A 15,819-nucleotide genomic window follows, 5' to 3' on the forward strand; every position below is an offset into this window, starting at 1 on the left:
CCCGGGCGGCTGGTCAGGCCAAGGCTTCCTGCACGATGTCGTAGCCAAGCTTGATGATCAGGGCGGCCACCACCAGCAGGAAAACGGCCCGGACAAAGCGGCTGCCCTGCTTCACCGCAGTCCTGGCGCCGAGGTAGCCTCCTGCCATGTTGGCAGCTCCCAGCAACAGCCCCAGGCCCCACAGGATGGAGCCATGCGGAAGGAAAAACATCAGCGCGCCGGCATTGGTGGCCATGTTGACGATCTTCGCCTTGGCGCTGGCCTCCAGGAAGGCGTAGCCCATGGCGGAGACGAGAGCGATCACCAGGAAGGATCCCGTGCCGGGGCCGATGAGCCCGTCGTAAAACCCAATGACAGCACCAATCAGGCAGGCCACCACGTAGTGCCGGCGGCCTTCATGCCGCAGTGCGGTGAAGTGCCCGGCGTCGGGCTTAAGCGCAGTGAAGAGCGCCACGGCCACAAGCGCTGCGACAATGACCGGTTTGAAGACCGACGCCGGGAGGCTGGCGGCCAGCACCGCCCCGCCGAAGCTGCCGGCCAGCGCAATGACTGCCATGGGAAGGGCCGTTTTCAGGTCCGGCCGGACCCTGCGGTAGTACGTCGCAGCGCTGGTGGCCGTTCCGAAAATCGATCCCATCTTGTTGGTGGCCAGCGCCTGGACAGGGGTAATGCCAGGAACCAGCAGCAGGGCGGGGAGCTGGATCAGCCCTCCCCCGCCAACCACGGCGTCCACCCACCCGGCGGCAAAGCCGGCAACCAGGATCAGCAGGATGGTGCCGGGCTGCAGCGACTCCGGGAAAAAGTCCACTGCCGCGGCCGCTAGCTGCGGACTGCGTTGACTACGTAATCAACAGCTTTGTCCACGGCAACGTTCTCGGCTTCACCGCTGCGGCGGTCCTTGATCTCGACCACTCCGTCCACCAGTCCGCGGCCAACGGCCAGGATGGTGGGGACGCCCACCAGCTCGGCGTCACCGAACTTGACGCCCGGGGAAACCTTGGGACGGTCGTCGTAGATGACGTCCAGGCCGGCAGCCTGCAGGTCGAGGGACAGCCGCTCGGCCGTGGCGAAAATTTCGTCGCCGCGGCCCACGGCCACAACGTGCACGTCCGCAGGCGCGACGGCGCGGGGCCAGACCAGGCCCTTGCTGTCATGGTTGGACTCGGCCAGTGCCGCCACCGCCCGGGTGACGCCCACGCCGTATGAACCCATGGTGACCGTGACCTGCTTGCCGTTCTGGTCCAGCACCTTCAGTTCCAGGGCCTCCGCGTACTTGCGGCCCAGCTGGAAGATGTGGCCCATCTCGATTCCGCGGGCGGTCTCCAGCGGACCGGAGCCGTCCGGAGCCGGATCGCCCTCGCGGACTTCGGTGCACTCGATGACGCCGTCCCAGGTGAAGTCCCGTCCGGCCACCAGGCCATAAACGTGCTTGCCCGCCTGGTTGGCGCCCGTGATCCAGGATGTGCCGCGGACAACTCGGGGATCGACCAGGTACAGGAGCTTGGTTGCGCTGTCGGAGCCGAGGAGCGGTTCTTCCAGGGACAGGCCAGGCCCCAGGTAACCCTTGACGATGAGCGGCTGCTTCTTGAGGTCGTCGTCGTTGGCCGCTTCGATGCCGAGTTCGCCGGCTATGGGCAGGAAGGCACCGATGTTGGCCTCGACGCGCTTGAGGTCCACGCCCCGGTCGCCGGGGACGCCGATGACCACCAGCAGCCGTTCCCCGGTGGGCAGGGTGACGGCGAGCACCACGTTCTTGAGCGTGTCAGCGGCAGTCCAGGCCCCGCCGTCGGCCTCTGCCCGCGGTGCGGCCTGGTTCGATGCCGCCACGAGCGTTTCGATGGTGGGGGTGTCCGGTGTGTCCAGGACCTCCGCTGCGGGGGCGCCGGTGAAGTCGATTTCCGCGGGGACGACAGTGGTGACGGCCTCGACGTTTGCCGCGTAACCTCCGGCCGAGCGGACGAAGGTGTCTTCGCCAATCTCCGTGGGGTGCAGGAACTCTTCGCTCTTGGAGCCGCCCATGGCCCCGGCCGTCGCCGTGACGGGGATGACTTCGAGGCCAAGGCGTTCGAAGATCCGCAGGTAGGCGCCCCGGTGGGCCGCATAGCTGGCGTCCAGGCCGGCGTCGTCCACGTCGAAGGAGTAGGAGTCCTTCATGATGAACTCACGGCCGCGCAGCAGGCCGGCCCGGGGACGGGCCTCGTCGCGGTACTTGTTCTGGATCTGGTACAGGCTCAGCGGGAGGTCCTTGTAGGACGAGTAGAGGTCCTTGACCAGGAGCGTGAACATTTCCTCGTGCGTCGGCGCAAGCAGGTAGTCCGCGCCCTTGCGGTCCTGGAGCCGGAAGAGCCCTTCGCCGTACTCCGTCCAGCGGTTGGTGGCCTCGTAGGGTTCGCGCGGGAGCAGTGCCGGGAAGTGCACCTCCTGGGCGCCGATGTTGGCCATCTCTTCGCGGATTACCGCTTCCACCTTGCGCAGGACGCTCAAACCCAGCGGGAGCCAGGTGTAGATCCCGGGGGCCGCGCGGCGGATGTAACCTGCACGGACCAGGAGCCTGTGGCTGGCAACCTCGGCGTCGGCGGGGTCTTCACGCAGGGTGCGCAGGAAAAGCTGGGACAGTCTAAGGACCACGGGTGGTATCCGTTTCTGGGGAAGTGCTGGATCAGCAGGGCCGGACGGTTTTTGTCTGGGTACTAATCTACCGGCACGTGGCACGCGTGCCGCACTTGGCCGGCCCATCCGGCCGGCCTGGAAGCAGTAGAGCCACGCCCGGGAATACAAAGCCCCTGGCCCCCCATGGAGCTGGTCATCGCATCCGGGCGTGGCTCGACGCCGTTACCGCCTTTATGACTGGTGCGAACAGAGACCGTCCAAACCACTCCAGCGCAGCTAGAACGAACCTATGTGATGACGGGCACATTGACAAGTATTTTTTCGACCCGGTGTGTTGACCGCCGCTCCCCGGCGGTCCTACCGTTAATTCATCAGCTGGTGAATTAACGGGCATTCGGCCCGGACGGCCAGCAGCGGAGGCTGCCATGTCCCACTCGGCAACACTGCCAGGACCGTTTCCTGCCGCGGCAGATGCCGCGGTGACAGCCAGCGGTTTGAGTGTGCGGCGCGGCAGGATCCCGGTCCTTCGGGACCTGGACTTTTCGATACCCGCCGGCAGGATCACCGGACTCCTGGGCCCCTCGGGCAGCGGAAAGACCACCCTCATGCGGGCCATCGTGGGCGTGCAGGTGGTATCTTCCGGCACGGTCCGCGTACTGGGCCTTTCCGCCGGCAGTCCCGTGCTCCGCCACCGCGTCGGCTACGTGACCCAGTCCCCCAGCGTGTACCCGGACCTGACCGTCGAAGCCAACGTGAGGTACTTCGGCGCCATGCACGGCAAAGGGAAAGCCGCCGTGGCGGAGGCGATTGCCGCCGTCGGACTTGACCCCCAGGCGAAGCAAAAGACCGCGGACCTTTCGGGCGGCCAGCTAAGCCGTGTATCCCTTGCCTGCGCGCTGGTGGCGCACCCCCGGCTGCTGGTGCTCGACGAACCCACCGTGGGGTTGGACCCCGTACTGCGGGCGGACCTGTGGGGCCGCTTCCGCGCCATGGCGGACACCGGCACGACTCTCCTGGTGTCCAGCCACGTCATGGAGGAAGCCAGCCACTGCAGCGAACTGCTGCTGCTGCGCGAAGGCAGGCTGCTGGCCCAGCTGACGCCGGCCGAGCTAAGCCGCCGCGGCCGCAGCACCGACCTGGAACAGGCGTTCCTGGCCATCATCCGGGAATCCGGCGGGGAACAGGGCGGGCCGCTGGAGGAAAACGCCGCGACGCTGCAGGCAAAGACCCGGCAGGGAGGCGGCGCACGATGAACCTGCGCATGATGCTTGCCACTACCCGCAGGGTGCTCAGCCAGCTGCGGCACGACCACAGGAGCGTCGCCATGATCCTGGTGGTTCCCGCGCTGCTGCTGACCGCCGTGTACTTCCTCTACGAAAACGAGACGCTGCCTCCGGGGGCACCCCGCACCTTCGACCGCGTGGGCCTGATGATGCTGGCCATTTTTCCGTTCGTCGTGATGTTCCTGGTCACGTCCATCACGATGCTGCGGGAACGGACATCGGGAACGCTGGAGCGGCTGCTCACCACGCCGGTCCACAAGGCCGACCTGCTCTTCGGGTACGGACTTGCCTTCTCCATCATGGCCGGCCTGCAGTCACTGGTGGCCACTGCGGTGGCGTATTGGGTTTTTGACCTGGACATCCAGGGCTCACCGGGCTTCGTGGTGATGATCGCGGTGATCAATGCCGTCCTGGGCGTGGCGTTGGGCCTGTTCTGTTCCGCGTTTGCCCGGACGGAATTCCAGGCGGTGCAGTTCATGCCGGTGGTCGTGGTGCCGCAGATCCTGCTGTGCGGGCTGTTCGTCCCCCGGGACCGGATGAACGAGGTCCTTGAGGCGGTCAGCAATGTCCTGCCGTTGACCTTTTCGGTGGACGCCCTGCAGGAAGTCGCGGCCTATGCCGAGCCCACGGAGGCGCTGTGGCAGGATGCCGGAATCATGGCCGCGATCGTCCTGGGCATGCTGGTGTTGGCCTCCCTGACCCTGCGCAGGCGCAGCCCGTGACGGCTGCACGGGGGCGGCGCAGCGGGACCACCGCCTCCAGGGACCACATCCTGGAAGCCGCCCGCCGCCTGTTCGCCGAGCACGGGTTTGAGGGGACCAGCCTTCGGCAGGTGGCCCGGGCCGCCGGCGTGGATCCCGCCATGGTCCACCACTTCTTCACGGGAAAGGACGAGCTCTTCGCCCTCAGCGTTGAGCTGCCGGCCGACCCGGAGCAGGTACTGTCCGGTGTGGTGGACTCGGACCCCCAAGGGCGTGGGGAACTGGTGGTGCGGGCGGTCCTGCGCCTTTGGGAAAGTCCCGCCCAGCCGGGCCTGGTGGCCTTCATCCGCGGCACGCTGGGCTCCAAGGCGAAGACCACCCTGCTGCGCGAGATGGTGACCCGGACCATCATCAGCCGGATCATCGCCGGACTTCCCGGCACCCCGGAGGAGCTTGCACTGCGGGGAAACCTTGTGGCCACCCAAATGGTAGGGCTGATGATGGTCCGGTACGTGGTACGCCTCGAGCCCCTGGCATCGGCGCCGGCGGACGAGGTGGTGCGCCTGGTGGCGCCGAACGTGCAGCGGTACCTCACGGGACCCCTGGAGTCGTAGGTGCCGGCGCAGGGAGACGCTAGAAAAGGATCGTGGCGAAGGTGCCCCGCTGGACGAAACCCACCCGTTCATAGGTGGAGCGGGCCCTGGTATTGAAGCCGTTGACGTACAGGCTGGTCACCGGAGCGATCTCCTGGGCCCGGCGCACCACCGCGGCCATGTATCCCGCACTGAGCCCCAGCCCGCGGAATTCCGGATTCATCCAGACTCCCTGTACCTGAGTGACCTCCGCCGTCACCGCCCCGAGCTCGGCTTTGAACACCACGTCGCGGGCTTCGTTAAGGTGGACCAGCGAGTGGCCCTGCCGGATCAGCCCCTCCACCCTGCGGCTGTAGAACTCCCGGCCGCCCAGGAAGGGTGAGTATCCCACTTCCTCTTCGAACATGGCCGCGCAGGCGGGAAGGATGCGCTCGAAGTCGGCCAGTTGGCCCCGTTCCAGCCCGGGGTGGGGTTCGACGGCGGGCGGGCCTTCGATGGTCATGAGCGGCTGGTCGTCGCGGACTTCATGCGCGCGGTGTCCCAGGGCAGCGAGCTCCGCGTGCAGTGCCAGGACCGCGTCGGCAGGCCCAAAGGCCGAGGCATAACGGCGTCCGGAACGGTTTGCTGCTGCGGCAACGGTTCCCGCCAGAGCCGGGTCCAGCTGCACCGGCACAAGGTTGGCCCCGGCCCAGCAGGCGCCCACCAGGATCCCTTGGTCAAAGACACCAAAAATGCCGGCACCGCCGCTGGTCGGCGCGGCAGTGCCGGCAGTACGCAAATGCGCGAGGATGAAGACGTTGCCCACCGGGTCCTGCTGGGCAAGCGTGCGCAGGGAAGCGGTATCTTCCCCGTCGAGGGTGCGGACGGAAATGCCCGCCGGAACCTCGTCGTCCCTACGAGACGCTAACCACGGGGCTACCCTTGACAGCATCTTCGCCATCGGCCTCCCCCATCTCTTCAGCGATACGCATGGCCTCTTCGATCAGTGTCTCAACAATTTGGCTTTCGGGCACCGTCTTGATGACTTCGCCCTTCACAAAGATCTGGCCCTTGCCGTTGCCTGAGGCCACCCCGAGGTCCGCTTCGCGGGCTTCGCCCGGTCCGTTGACGACGCAACCCATGACTGCCACCCGGAGGGGGATCTCCATACCTTCCAGGCCGGCGGTAACCTGCTCGGCCAGGGTGTAGACGTCCACCTGCGCTCGCCCGCAGGAGGGGCACGAGACGATCTCGAGCTTCCGCGGACGCAGGTTAAGCGACTGCAGGATCTGGTTGCCCACCTTGATTTCCTCCACCGGCGGAGCGGAGAGGGAAACCCGGATGGTGTCGCCGATGCCGCGGGAGAGCAGCGCACCAAAGGCGGTTGCCGACTTGATGGTTCCCTGGAAGGCGGGCCCGGCTTCGGTGACACCGAGGTGCAGCGGCCAGTCGCCCTTCTCGGCGAGCATTTCGTAAGCGGCGACCATGATCACGGGGTCGTTGTGCTTGACGGAGATCTTGAAGTCGTGGAAGCCGTGCTCTTCGAAGAGCGATGCTTCCCAGACGGCGGACTCGACCAGCGCCTCCGGGGTGGCTTTGCCGTACTTCTTGAGGATGCCGGGCTCGAGCGAACCGGCGTTGACGCCGATGCGGATGGAGGTTCCGTGGTCCCGGGCTGCGGCCGCGATTTCCTTGACCTGGTCATCGAACTTCCGGATGTTCCCGGGGTTGACCCGGACAGCGGCGCAGCCGGCCTCGATAGCCGCGAAAACATACTTGGGCTGGAAGTGGATGTCCGCAATCACCGGGATCTGGGACTTCCGGGCGATGATGGGGAGCGCCTCGGCGTCGTCTGCCGAGGGGCAGGCAACACGGACGATGTCGCACCCGGATGCCGTGAGTTCGGCGATCTGCTGCAGGGTTGCATTGATGTCCGTGGTGGGCGTGGTGGTCATGGACTGGACGCTGATGGGCGAGTCCGAGCCCACCCCGACGGAGCCGACTTTGATCTGGCGCGTCTTGCGGCGGGGGGCAAGGACGGGGGGCGGGGCTGAGGGCATTCCCAGGCTGACCGAGGTCACGTGGACTCCTAGAGTTGGAAAGGTGTGGCGGCTACGCTGCGGTCCCGGCAAGCATGCCGGTCACGGGAGCCCATTCGGTGATGCGCGTGCCGGCAATGACGCCTGCCGCTGCGAAGGGGTCCTGCTTGAGGATGGAGTGCAGGGCCGCCTCATCGGCGGTCTTGAAGATCAGCAGCGCTCCGGCACCGTCCCCATAGGGGCCGCTCGCCAGGATAACGCCGTCCTGGGCGAGGCTCCCGGTCCATTCGCGGTGGGCCGGCCGGGCCTCATCGCGGGCTTCGGTGGAATCGGCGGCGTAAACGTACTCAACGGCAAAAACTGTCATACCGCTACCCTATCGCTCCCCCGGCCTCCGCACCCATCCGGCCGGGACCGCCCGGGCCGCCTCAGGCGGGAAACAGCATCATGACCAGGGCCGTGGTCCCGGCAGCCCACAGCAGGGACGTCAGGGTGCCGATAATGAACCGTTCCGCCGCCACCGGGGTTTCCTTCAGCTCCGCGAACCTGCCCAGTCCCTTGATGGCCACAATGTAGGCGATGGCCACGGACTGGCCGGTGAGGATGGCCACGGCCACCCCCAGGCGTTCGAGGACCCCAATAATCGCGCCGCCGCGCAGGATCCGCTGGCGGGGTGCATCCGGAGCGTGCACCGGGCCGGCGACGGTTTCCTCCCGCGCCGCGTCCGCCGCGCGGTCGTCGATGGTCCTGGCCAGCTTGAACACCAGGGCCGTGACCGGCCAGCCGCCAAAACCGGCCACTGCCAGCGCGGCAATTATCCAGACTGCGCTCACGGCACCGTCCTTCCTGATCCCTGGGCGGGCACCCCCGCCCGCTTCACGGGCCCCCGCCCGGCCCGACGACCGCGGTCCGGGCGTATTCGAGCAGCATCGCTGCCGCAGGCCTCGCCGCCCATTCTTCCTGCCAGCCGGACCGGATCAGGGTCCGGCTCACCGATTGCTCGGTAATTCCCAGTTCGCGGGCCACCTGCTTCTGGCGTCCATGTTTGTCCGGACCAAGGCGACGGAGGGCGTCTGCCACGCGCCACTGGGCGTCTGTGCGTTCCTGCACCAGGCGCCCGAGGAGGCGGAGCACTGCCTCCGCGTTCGCACATGCCCGCACCCCTTCGTCCCCGGCCGGTCCTCCCCTGATGTCCCTGCCCATCGTGCCCGACACCACCGACAACGGGACGAGCGACCCCGCAGACTTGGCTGCTTCCACGGCCTGGCGGGCAGCTACAAAGCCCGTCCCGGAACCTTCACGGGAGCTCGCGCCGGGGGTGAGGACTACATGGCCGACACCGATCCCCACATACCAGTGTCCGGATCGCAGGGCGTGGAGCGCGGCGTCCACAACCTGCCCGGGATCAGCAATGACGCCCTGCACTTCATCCCCCACGGAGCGTTCGAAAGCAGCGCCGGTCCCCGGTCCGGAAAGCCCGGAGAGCTCGGAGACCAACTCCGGCACGCGGTCGCGGTCGCCGGTGCTGCCACGTTGGTCGATGGTCAATACGAACATTTCTCAACCATAAGCATCTGATACCCAAATATCAATCATAAATGGCTGATAAAGTCAGAATAAGCCGGAAGAGGCTGAGTACAGGCTAACGAGTCCCTACCCGAAGATGTTGACCGGCTTCACGATGTCGGCATAGATCAGCAATACGCTCATCCCGATCAGCAGGGCGGCCACCACGTAGGTCACCGGAAGCAGCCTCGCAATGTCGAACGCGCCGGGGTCCGGGCGGCCCGCAAGCCTGGCCACCTGCCGCCGCGCACCCTCGTACAGTGCACCCGCCACGTGGCCGCCGTCCAGCGGCAACAGCGGAATGAGGTTGAAGACTGCGAGCGCAAAGTTGAGCCCCGCCAGCAGCCCCACCAGTGTGGCCAGGCGCGAGACGGCTGGGATTTCCTCCATAGCGGCCACCTCTCCGGCCACACGCCCCACGCCGACCACGCTGATGGGGCCGTTGGGATCGCGCGGTTCCTCGCTGAAGGCGGCCTTGGCGACGCCCACCACCCGGGCGGGCAGGTTGAGCACCACGCCGGCCACCTGGCGGATGTTCTCCCCCGCCATGGGCAGCACGGACGACGCCGGCTGGGGCACCAGGGTGGTCTGCGCGCCAATGCCCAGGAATCCGACGTCCTGGTACCGGAGGTTGCCGTCGCTGTCGCGCTCCTGGCGTCCGTCCACGCCGATCACGGGACGGGCGGAGAGGACGGGCGTCACGGTGGTGGAGACCGGCCCGCCGTCGCGCTCCACGGTGATGGCCACTTCCTGCCCGGCCGAAGCACGGATCCATTCCGTGAGTTCTTCCCAGTTGGTGACGGTCCTGCCGCCGAAGGAGACAACGGTGTCGTTGGGCCGCAGCCCGGCAGCTGCCGCGGGTGTGGGCGTGCATTCGGCCGAATCGGGATCGACGGTTTCGCCGGCCGCCACCTGGCACTTGGAGACGTCAGAGATGGTGGTGGTGGCCGTGGCCATGCCAAAGCCCATCAGCAGCACCGCCGTCAGGATGAGGCCCAGCACCATGTTCATGGCGGGCCCGCCCAGCATGATAATGATCTTCTTCCACACGGGCAGCCGGTAGAACACCCGGTTTTCGTCGCCGGGCCCCACCTCCTCGTGGGCCATGGAGCGGGCTTCCGTGGCCAATGTCTGGAACATTCCCGTGCTGGAGGCGCGGACCGTGCCGTCTTCCCTGTTGGGCGGATACATTCCGATCATGGACACGTAGCCGCCCAGCGGGATGGCCTTGATGCCGTATTCGGTCTCGCCCCTGCGCCGGGAGCACAGCGTGGGTCCAAAGCCGATCATGTACTTGGTGACCCGCACCTTGAACAGCTTGGCAGGCAGCAGGTGGCCCACCTCGTGGAGGGCGATGGACGCGGCGATACCGACGGCGACGAAGACGACGCCGACGATAAAGAGGAGTACGGGTGTCATGGGGGTACTTACTGCTTCCTAGAGGCTGCTGAGTGCTAAACGTTCGTTGGCGCGCGCGCGTGCCCACGCTTCAGCGGCCAGCACCGACTCCACCGTCAGCGCGGAGGATCCTGCGTGTTCGCTGAGGACTGCCTCGATGGTGTCCACGATGTCCGTGAAGCGGATCCGGCCGGCGTGGAATGCCGTCACTGCCTCCTCATTTGCGGCGTTGAAGACTGCGGGGTAGGTGCTGCCGCTCCGGGCAGCGTCCTTGGCCAGGCCCACGGCCGGGAAGGCTTCGGTGTCGAGGGGCTCAAAGGTCCAGGCGGCGGACTTGGTCCAGTCGCAGGCGGACACGGCTCCGGGGACCCGGTCAGGCCAGCCCAGCCCCAGCGCAATGGGCAGGCGCATGTCCGGTGGTGATGCCTGCGCGATGATGGAGCCGTCCACGAACTCCACCATGGAGTGCACCACTGACTGCGGATGGACCACCACGTCGATCCGGTCCAGCGGGACGTCGAACAGCAGGTGCGCCTCAATGAGCTCCAAGCCCTTGTTGACCAGGGTGGCCGAGTTGGTGGTGACCATGACGCCCATGTCCCACGTGGGGTGGGCCAGCGCCTCCTGCGGGGTCACTGCGTGCAGGTCATTGCGGCTCCGCCCGCGGAAGGGCCCGCCGGAGGCCGTCAGGATCAGCTTTTCCACCTCGGACCGCGTGCCCGAGCGCAGGCACTGGGCGATGGCCGAGTGCTCTGAATCCACAGGAACGATTTGGCCTTCCCGGGCGGCGGCCTTGACGAGTTCTCCGCCCACGATCAGCGATTCCTTGTTGGCCAGCGCCAGCGTTGCGCCGGACTGCAGTGCCGCGAGGGTGGGCGCCAGGCCGATGGAGCCGGTGATGCCGTTGAGCACCACGTCGGCGTCGACGGCGGCGATGCGGGCCGAGGCGTCCGGGCCGGCCACGATCTCGGGACGGTAGCCGGTTTTGCCGGCTGCGGCGGCTTCCTCGGCAATCAGCGCCGCCAGCCGGCGGGGATCGCCACCGGCTATTCCGACGGCGGCGGCTCCGGTATGCACGGCCTGCCGGGCGAGCAGTTCAAGGTTTCCCCCTCCCGCGCTGAGTGCCACCACCTCGAAAAGGTGCGGGGCGCCGTCGACGACGTCGATCGCCTGGGTGCCGATGGAACCGGTGGATCCGAGAAGGACGATTCTGCGAGGCTGCATTGCTTAAGTATCCCGCACCATCCTTAACCTCCCGTGCGGGGACCGCCGGGCGTAACGTGGATCCCGTGGACTGGCTCGCATGGTTTGACGCGCCCGAATACGGGTTCGCCCGCCAGGTGCTGCAGCGCGGCGTGGCAGCGCTGTACTTCGTGGCGTTCCTGTCCACGCTGAACCAGTTCCCTGCCTTGCTGGGCGAACGCGGCCTGTTACCGGTACCCGAATACCTGAAGGGTTTCAGCAGGCTGCGCCGGCCCACGCTCTTCCGGTGGCACTACTCGGATGCCCTGCTGCGGGGAGTCTGCGCGGCGGGACTGGCCGTGTCTGCTTTGCTGGTCGCCGGTATCCCGCAGACCGGACCGCCGTGGGTTCCGCTGATCGCCTTCCTTGCCCTGTGGCTGCTGTATATGTCGATTGTGAACGTGGGCCAGACGTTCTATGGTTTCGGCTGGGAAATGCTGCTCCTGGAAGCCGGCTTCACGGTGGCGTTCCTCGGCTCGGACCAGACGGATCCGCCACGGACCATCCTGCTGCTGATCGTGTGGCTGGTGTTTCGGCTGGAATTCGGCGCCGGAATGATCAAGATCCGCGGCGGGCGGGAGTGGCGGGACCTCACGGCGCTCTACTACCACCACGAAACCCAGCCGATGCCCGGGCCGCTCAGCCGGCAGGCGCACCTGCTGCCCAGGCCACTGCACCGGATGGAGGTGCTGGGAAACCATTTCGCCCAGCTGGTGGTGCCGTTCTTCCTCTTCGCACCGCAGCCGGTGGCCAGCGTAGCCGCGGGAATCGTTATCGCCACCCAGCTGTGGCTGGTGGCCAGCGGAAACTTTGCCTGGCTGAACTGGATCGCGATCGTGCTGGCCTTCTCCGCCGTCAGCGATCCGGTACTGCGGGCCGTCTTTCCCTTCCTCCCGGCGGTCGGGCCGGAACCAGCCGGCGGGACTCCGCTGTGGTGGCTGGCCATTACCCTGGCGGCCACCGTGCTGCTGCTGGCGCTGAGCTATTGGCCGCTGCGGAACCTGCTCTCCGGGCAGCAGCTGATGAATGCCAGCTTCAACCGGTGGCAGCTGGTCAACACCTACGGCGCGTTCGGCACCGTGACCAGGCAGCGGATCGAGATCGTGGTGGAGGGCACCCTTGACGCCGACCCGGATGAGGCTTCCGCCTGGCGGGAATACGGGTTCAAGGGCAAACCCGGTGACGTCCGGCGCCTGCCACGCCAGTGGGCGCCTTACCACCTCCGGCTGGATTGGCTGATGTGGTTCCTGCCGCTGCGCACCGTGCACGAGGAATGGTTCTACGCCTTCCTGGGCAAGCTGCTGGAGGCCGACCGGCAGACGCTGCGGCTGCTCCGGCATGACCCTTTCGACGGCGCCCCGCCCCGCTGGGTGAGGGTACGGAGCTACCACTACCGCTTCGCCAGCCGGGAAGAGTTCCGCAGGACGGGGAACCGGTGGATGCGGACCCTGCTCTACGAGCCGATTCCGCCGTTGTCACTGCGCCGGTCCTAGAGTCCTGCCCTGCGGATGGTGGCCTGGGCGTGCTTCAGGATGGGCCCGTCGATCATCTTCCCGTTGTGCTGGAACACTCCAGAACCAGCGTCCCGAGCGGCCTGCAGCAGCTCCTGCGCGGCCGCAATCTCAACGTCCGACGGCGCGTAGGCCTCGCGGACCACGGCCGCCTGGCTGGGATGGATACATGCTTTGGAACTGAACCCGGACGCCACCGCGTCCGCCGCTTCGGCAGCGAGGCCGGGCAGGTCCGGGATGTTCACGTAGACCGCGTCCACTGCTTCCTTGCCGTGGGCCCGGGCCGCCAGGAGCACCGATGAGCGCGCGTGCATCGCCACGGCCCGGTAGCCGCCGTCGTCCGTCCTGCTGGACGTGCCGCCCAGGCTTGCGAGGAGGTCCTCCGCTCCCCACATCAGGGCAACCACGTTGGGGGCAGCCGCTATGGCGGGGGCGTTCAGGACGCCGAGCGCCGTTTCGCAGAGGGCGATGACGTGGTAATCGGCCAGGGCTTCGAGCTGGGCGGCGTCCTCGGCCTTGGCCAGCATCACGGTCCGGTACGGGGTGTGTGCCAGGCAGTGCAGGTCCTTCTCGAACTCCTCGGTGCCCACCGGGTTGACCCGGACGATGGTGCGGCTGGGCTCCAGTTCCGGGACCTCCCCCGTGGCCCCCACCTGGGCGAGGATGGCACCGCGGGCCCGCTGCTTGTCCCCCGGCGCCACCGCGTCCTCGAGGTCAAGGATGACGGCGTCGGCACGGGCTGCGGCCTTCTGGTAGCGCTCGGGACGGTCGGCAGGACAGAAAAGGAGGGACGGGCCCATCACGAAGGTCATACCGGCATTGTCTCCTGTCCGTCCCCGGCGCCGCCGCGCAGCTGCCGGGCGTGCGCCTCCCTGGTCCACATGAGGCAGCTGCGGGTGGCCAGTGCCACCACCGTGCCGTCCTGGTTGCGGCCGGTGTGCTCCATGGTGACGATCCCCTGCCCGGGCCGGGACCCGGACAGCCGCTTGCCGCTGATCACCGTCTCCGTGTACAGCGTGTCGCCGTGGTAGAGCGGGTGCGGGAAGGACACGTCCGTCAGGCCGAGCTGGGCGATGATGGTGCCCTGTGTCAGCTGCGATACGGACTGGCCCACCACCGTGGCGAGGGTGAACATCGAGTTGACCAGCCGCTGCCCGAACGGCTGTCCGGCGCTCCATGCGGCATCCAGGTGCAGGGCCTGGGTGTTCATGGTGAGCGTGGTGAACAGGACGTTGTCCGCTTCGGTGACCGTCCGGCCGGGGCGGTGCGCATACAGGACCCCCTCCTCCAGTTCGTCGAAGTAAAGCCCGCGCTGCTCGATGACCCGGGGGCCGGCGTCGTCCGTTATTGCGTTGCCGTTCATACGGTCAGTTCCATGTCTTCCTCGAAGAGTTCCGCCGCGGTGGCCGCAGCCACGTCCGCCACGGAGACGTTGGGGGCCAGTTCGCGCAGCACCAGCCGCGGACCGGCGTCGTCCTGGACCACGTCGATGACCGCCAGGTCCGTGATGATGCGGTCCACGCAGGCTTTACCGGTCAGCGGAAGGGTGCACTCCCGGACGATTTTGGGGTTGCCGTTGCGGTCTGTGTGCTCCATCATGACGATGACCTTCTTGGCCCCGAACACCAGGTCCATGGCGCCGCCCATGCCCTTGACCATCTTGCCGGGGATCATCCAGTTGGCCAGGTCCCCGTTGGCGGCGACTTCCATGGCGCCGAGCACGGCAACGTCCACATGGCCGCCGCGGATCATGCCGAAGGAGGCGGCGGAGTCGAAGAACGCCGCGCCCTTGTTGACGGTGACGGTTTCCTTGCCCGCGTTGATCAGGTCCGGGTCAACGGCCTCCTCCGCAGGATAGGGCCCGACGCCGAGGATCCCGTTCTCCGAGTGCAGCACCACCTCCACGCCCGCGGGGATGTAGTTGGGGATCAGGGTGGGCATGCCGATGCCCAGGTTCACGTACTGGCCGTTGCGCAGTTCCCGGGCCACACGGGCCGCAAGCTCGTTACGGGTCCAGCCTTTGGTCTCGGGGCTGCCGTCGGCCGGGGCAGGGTGCTCCTGGTGGGACGCCCGGCGGTATTCAGGCCGGACCGCCTCCGGGCGGGGGGCCTCGGGGCTGTTGGGATCCATGGCTATGCTCCTGCCTGGTTGAGGGCCACCGTACGCTTTTCGATCCGTTTCTCCGCGTCCGCGGCCAGGACCACCCGCTGGACGAAGATGCCGGGCGTGTGGATGTGTTCCGGGTCCAGTTCGCCGGGCTCCACCAGTTCCTCCACTTCCGCAATGGTGATCCTGCCGGCCATGGCACACAGCGGATTGAAATTCATGGCTGTGGCGTGGAAGACGAGGTTGCCGTGGCGGTCGCCCTTCCAGGCGTGGACCAGCCCGAAATCCGGGGCGAGGGATTCCTCCAGAACGTAGTCCACACCGCCGAAGGAGCGCACTTCCTTCGGTTCGGAGGCGACGGCAATCCCGCCGTTGGCGTCGTACTTTTGCGGCAGGCCGCCGTCGGACACCTGCGTGCCCACTCCCGCCTTGGTGTAGAACGCGGGAATGCCGGCACCCCCTGCCCGGAGCTTTTCGGCCAGGGTGCCCTGCGGAGTGAGCACCACCTCCAGCTCGCCCGAGAGGTACTGGCGCGCGAATTCCTTGTTCTCCCCCACATAGGAGCTGATGGTGCGGCGGATGCGGCCGTCCTTGAGGAGGATGCCCAGGCCCCAGTCGTCCACGCCGCAGTTGTTGCTGACGGTTTCCAGTCCGGTGGTGCCGGCCTGGTGGAGGGCGTCGATGAGCGTGACCGGAATGCCGCAGAGGCCGAACCCGCCCACGGCGAGCGAGGCGCCGTCCGGTATGTCCGCCACGGCTTCCGCGGCGCTGGCAACAACCTTGTCAATCAT

The 15,819-nt window shown here is 67.2% G+C and carries 17 protein-coding genes; 4 read left to right on the plus strand and 13 right to left on the minus strand.

Annotation, left to right across the window (positions count from 1 at the left end; genetic code table 11):
• Positions 1-13 precede the first annotated feature (13 nt).
• The gene (locus tag ACIQCM_RS08500) at positions 14-808 is read right to left on the minus strand and encodes a sulfite exporter TauE/SafE family protein (protein WP_400606219.1); all 795 of its coding nucleotides are present in this window, start codon (positions 806-808) and stop codon (positions 14-16) included.
• 11 nt (positions 809-819) lie between these two features.
• Entirely contained in the window at positions 820-2,628 is a 1,809-nt protein-coding gene (locus ACIQCM_RS08505) for a proline--tRNA ligase (RefSeq protein WP_400606217.1), read from the minus strand.
• Between the two features lie 407 nt (positions 2,629-3,035).
• Between ACIQCM_RS08505 and ACIQCM_RS08510 the strand changes: the two genes are divergently transcribed.
• The 3 genes from ACIQCM_RS08510 to ACIQCM_RS08520 are packed head-to-tail and all read left to right on the plus strand — an operon-like array spanning position 3,036 to position 5,208.
• On the plus strand, positions 3,036-3,863 hold the full coding sequence (locus ACIQCM_RS08510; RefSeq protein WP_400606215.1) for an ABC transporter ATP-binding protein: 828 nt from the start codon (positions 3,036-3,038) through the stop codon (positions 3,861-3,863).
• Positions 3,864-3,871: 8 nt separating this feature from the next.
• Positions 3,872-4,615 carry an ABC transporter permease gene (locus ACIQCM_RS08515; protein ID WP_400606426.1) on the plus strand — a complete coding sequence of 248 codons (744 nt, stop codon included), beginning with the start codon at positions 3,872-3,874 and terminating at the stop codon, positions 4,613-4,615.
• The gene (locus ACIQCM_RS08520; protein ID WP_400606213.1) at positions 4,612-5,208 is read left to right on the plus strand and encodes a TetR family transcriptional regulator; all 597 of its coding nucleotides are present in this window, start codon (positions 4,612-4,614) and stop codon (positions 5,206-5,208) included. The genes ACIQCM_RS08515 and ACIQCM_RS08520 overlap by 4 nt, the downstream gene beginning before the upstream one ends.
• 19 nt (positions 5,209-5,227) lie before the next feature.
• Here ACIQCM_RS08520 and ACIQCM_RS08525 read toward each other — a convergent pair whose 3' ends face one another.
• From ACIQCM_RS08525 to dxr, 7 genes are all read right to left on the minus strand, one after another.
• Positions 5,228-6,118, minus strand: coding sequence for a GNAT family N-acetyltransferase (locus ACIQCM_RS08525; RefSeq protein ID WP_400606424.1), 891 nt, complete (start codon positions 6,116-6,118; stop codon positions 5,228-5,230).
• Entirely contained in the window at positions 6,081-7,247 is a 1,167-nt protein-coding gene (gene ispG / locus ACIQCM_RS08530) for a flavodoxin-dependent (E)-4-hydroxy-3-methylbut-2-enyl-diphosphate synthase (RefSeq protein WP_013600504.1), read from the minus strand. The genes ACIQCM_RS08525 and ispG overlap by 38 nt, the downstream gene beginning before the upstream one ends.
• A gap of 31 nt (positions 7,248-7,278) precedes the next feature.
• Positions 7,279-7,572, minus strand: coding sequence for a YciI family protein (locus ACIQCM_RS08535; protein ID WP_377215473.1), 294 nt, complete (start codon positions 7,570-7,572; stop codon positions 7,279-7,281).
• 61 nt (positions 7,573-7,633) lie between these two features.
• Complete coding sequence (locus tag ACIQCM_RS08540) at positions 7,634-8,038, minus strand: hypothetical protein (protein ID WP_400606211.1); 405 nt, start codon at positions 8,036-8,038, stop codon at positions 7,634-7,636.
• 43 nt (positions 8,039-8,081) lie between these two features.
• Positions 8,082-8,762: a MarR family transcriptional regulator gene (locus ACIQCM_RS08545; RefSeq protein ID WP_400606209.1), complete on the minus strand. Its 681-nt coding sequence runs from the start codon at positions 8,760-8,762 to the stop codon at positions 8,082-8,084.
• A gap of 96 nt (positions 8,763-8,858) precedes the next feature.
• On the minus strand, positions 8,859-10,190 hold the full coding sequence (locus ACIQCM_RS08550) for a M50 family metallopeptidase (RefSeq protein ID WP_400606206.1): 1,332 nt from the start codon (positions 10,188-10,190) through the stop codon (positions 8,859-8,861).
• 18 nt (positions 10,191-10,208) lie between these two features.
• Entirely contained in the window at positions 10,209-11,393 is a 1,185-nt protein-coding gene (gene dxr, locus ACIQCM_RS08555) for a 1-deoxy-D-xylulose-5-phosphate reductoisomerase (RefSeq protein WP_400606204.1), read from the minus strand.
• A 65-nt stretch (positions 11,394-11,458) separates the two neighbouring features.
• Here dxr and ACIQCM_RS08560 point away from each other — a divergent pair, with 65 nt between their 5' ends.
• Positions 11,459-12,904, plus strand: coding sequence for a lipase maturation factor family protein (locus ACIQCM_RS08560; RefSeq protein ID WP_400606202.1), 1,446 nt, complete (start codon positions 11,459-11,461; stop codon positions 12,902-12,904).
• Here the strand turns inward: ACIQCM_RS08560 and ACIQCM_RS08565 are convergent.
• The 4 genes from ACIQCM_RS08565 to ACIQCM_RS08580 are packed head-to-tail and all read right to left on the minus strand — an operon-like array spanning position 12,901 to position 15,819.
• Positions 12,901-13,734, minus strand: coding sequence for an HpcH/HpaI aldolase/citrate lyase family protein (locus ACIQCM_RS08565; RefSeq protein WP_400606200.1), 834 nt, complete (start codon positions 13,732-13,734; stop codon positions 12,901-12,903). The two genes, ACIQCM_RS08560 and ACIQCM_RS08565, sit on opposite strands and share 4 nt — an antisense overlap.
• Complete coding sequence (locus ACIQCM_RS08570) at positions 13,731-14,285, minus strand: MaoC family dehydratase (protein ID WP_400606198.1); 555 nt, start codon at positions 14,283-14,285, stop codon at positions 13,731-13,733. The genes ACIQCM_RS08565 and ACIQCM_RS08570 overlap by 4 nt, the downstream gene beginning before the upstream one ends.
• A complete protein-coding gene (locus ACIQCM_RS08575) occupies positions 14,282-15,052 on the minus strand; it encodes a CoA transferase subunit B (protein WP_400606196.1) in 771 nt (256 codons plus the stop codon). The genes ACIQCM_RS08570 and ACIQCM_RS08575 overlap by 4 nt, the downstream gene beginning before the upstream one ends.
• A gap of 2 nt (positions 15,053-15,054) precedes the next feature.
• Positions 15,055-15,819, minus strand: coding sequence for a CoA transferase subunit A (locus ACIQCM_RS08580; RefSeq protein WP_400606194.1), 765 nt, complete (start codon positions 15,817-15,819; stop codon positions 15,055-15,057).

The organism is Pseudarthrobacter sp. NPDC092439, assembly GCF_044754945.1.
GTDB lineage: Bacteria > Actinomycetota > Actinomycetes > Actinomycetales > Micrococcaceae > Arthrobacter.

Bases quoted from the DNA above. Each gene is read 5' to 3' on its own strand.
- ACIQCM_RS08570 (WP_400606198.1), bottom strand. From the start codon at position 14,285: ATGAACGGCAACGCAATAACGGACGACGCCGGCCCCCGGGTCATCGAG.
- ACIQCM_RS08580 (WP_400606194.1), bottom strand. From the start codon at position 15,819: ATGATTGACAAGGTTGTTGCCAGCGCCGCGGAAGCCGTGGCGGACATA.
- ACIQCM_RS08510 (WP_400606215.1), top strand. From the start codon at position 3,036: ATGTCCCACTCGGCAACACTGCCAGGACCGTTTCCTGCCGCGGCAGAT.
- ACIQCM_RS08535 (WP_377215473.1), bottom strand. From the start codon at position 7,572: ATGACAGTTTTTGCCGTTGAGTACGTTTACGCCGCCGATTCCACCGAA.
- ACIQCM_RS08550 (WP_400606206.1), bottom strand. From the start codon at position 10,190: ATGACACCCGTACTCCTCTTTATCGTCGGCGTCGTCTTCGTCGCCGTC.
- ACIQCM_RS08565 (WP_400606200.1), bottom strand. From the start codon at position 13,734: ATGACCTTCGTGATGGGCCCGTCCCTCCTTTTCTGTCCTGCCGACCGT.
- ACIQCM_RS08575 (WP_400606196.1), bottom strand. From the start codon at position 15,052: ATGGATCCCAACAGCCCCGAGGCCCCCCGCCCGGAGGCGGTCCGGCCT.
- ACIQCM_RS08515 (WP_400606426.1), top strand. From the start codon at position 3,872: ATGATGCTTGCCACTACCCGCAGGGTGCTCAGCCAGCTGCGGCACGAC.
- dxr (WP_400606204.1), bottom strand. From the start codon at position 11,393: ATGCAGCCTCGCAGAATCGTCCTTCTCGGATCCACCGGTTCCATCGGC.
- ACIQCM_RS08525 (WP_400606424.1), bottom strand. From the start codon at position 6,118: ATGCTGTCAAGGGTAGCCCCGTGGTTAGCGTCTCGTAGGGACGACGAG.
- ACIQCM_RS08545 (WP_400606209.1), bottom strand. From the start codon at position 8,762: ATGTTCGTATTGACCATCGACCAACGTGGCAGCACCGGCGACCGCGAC.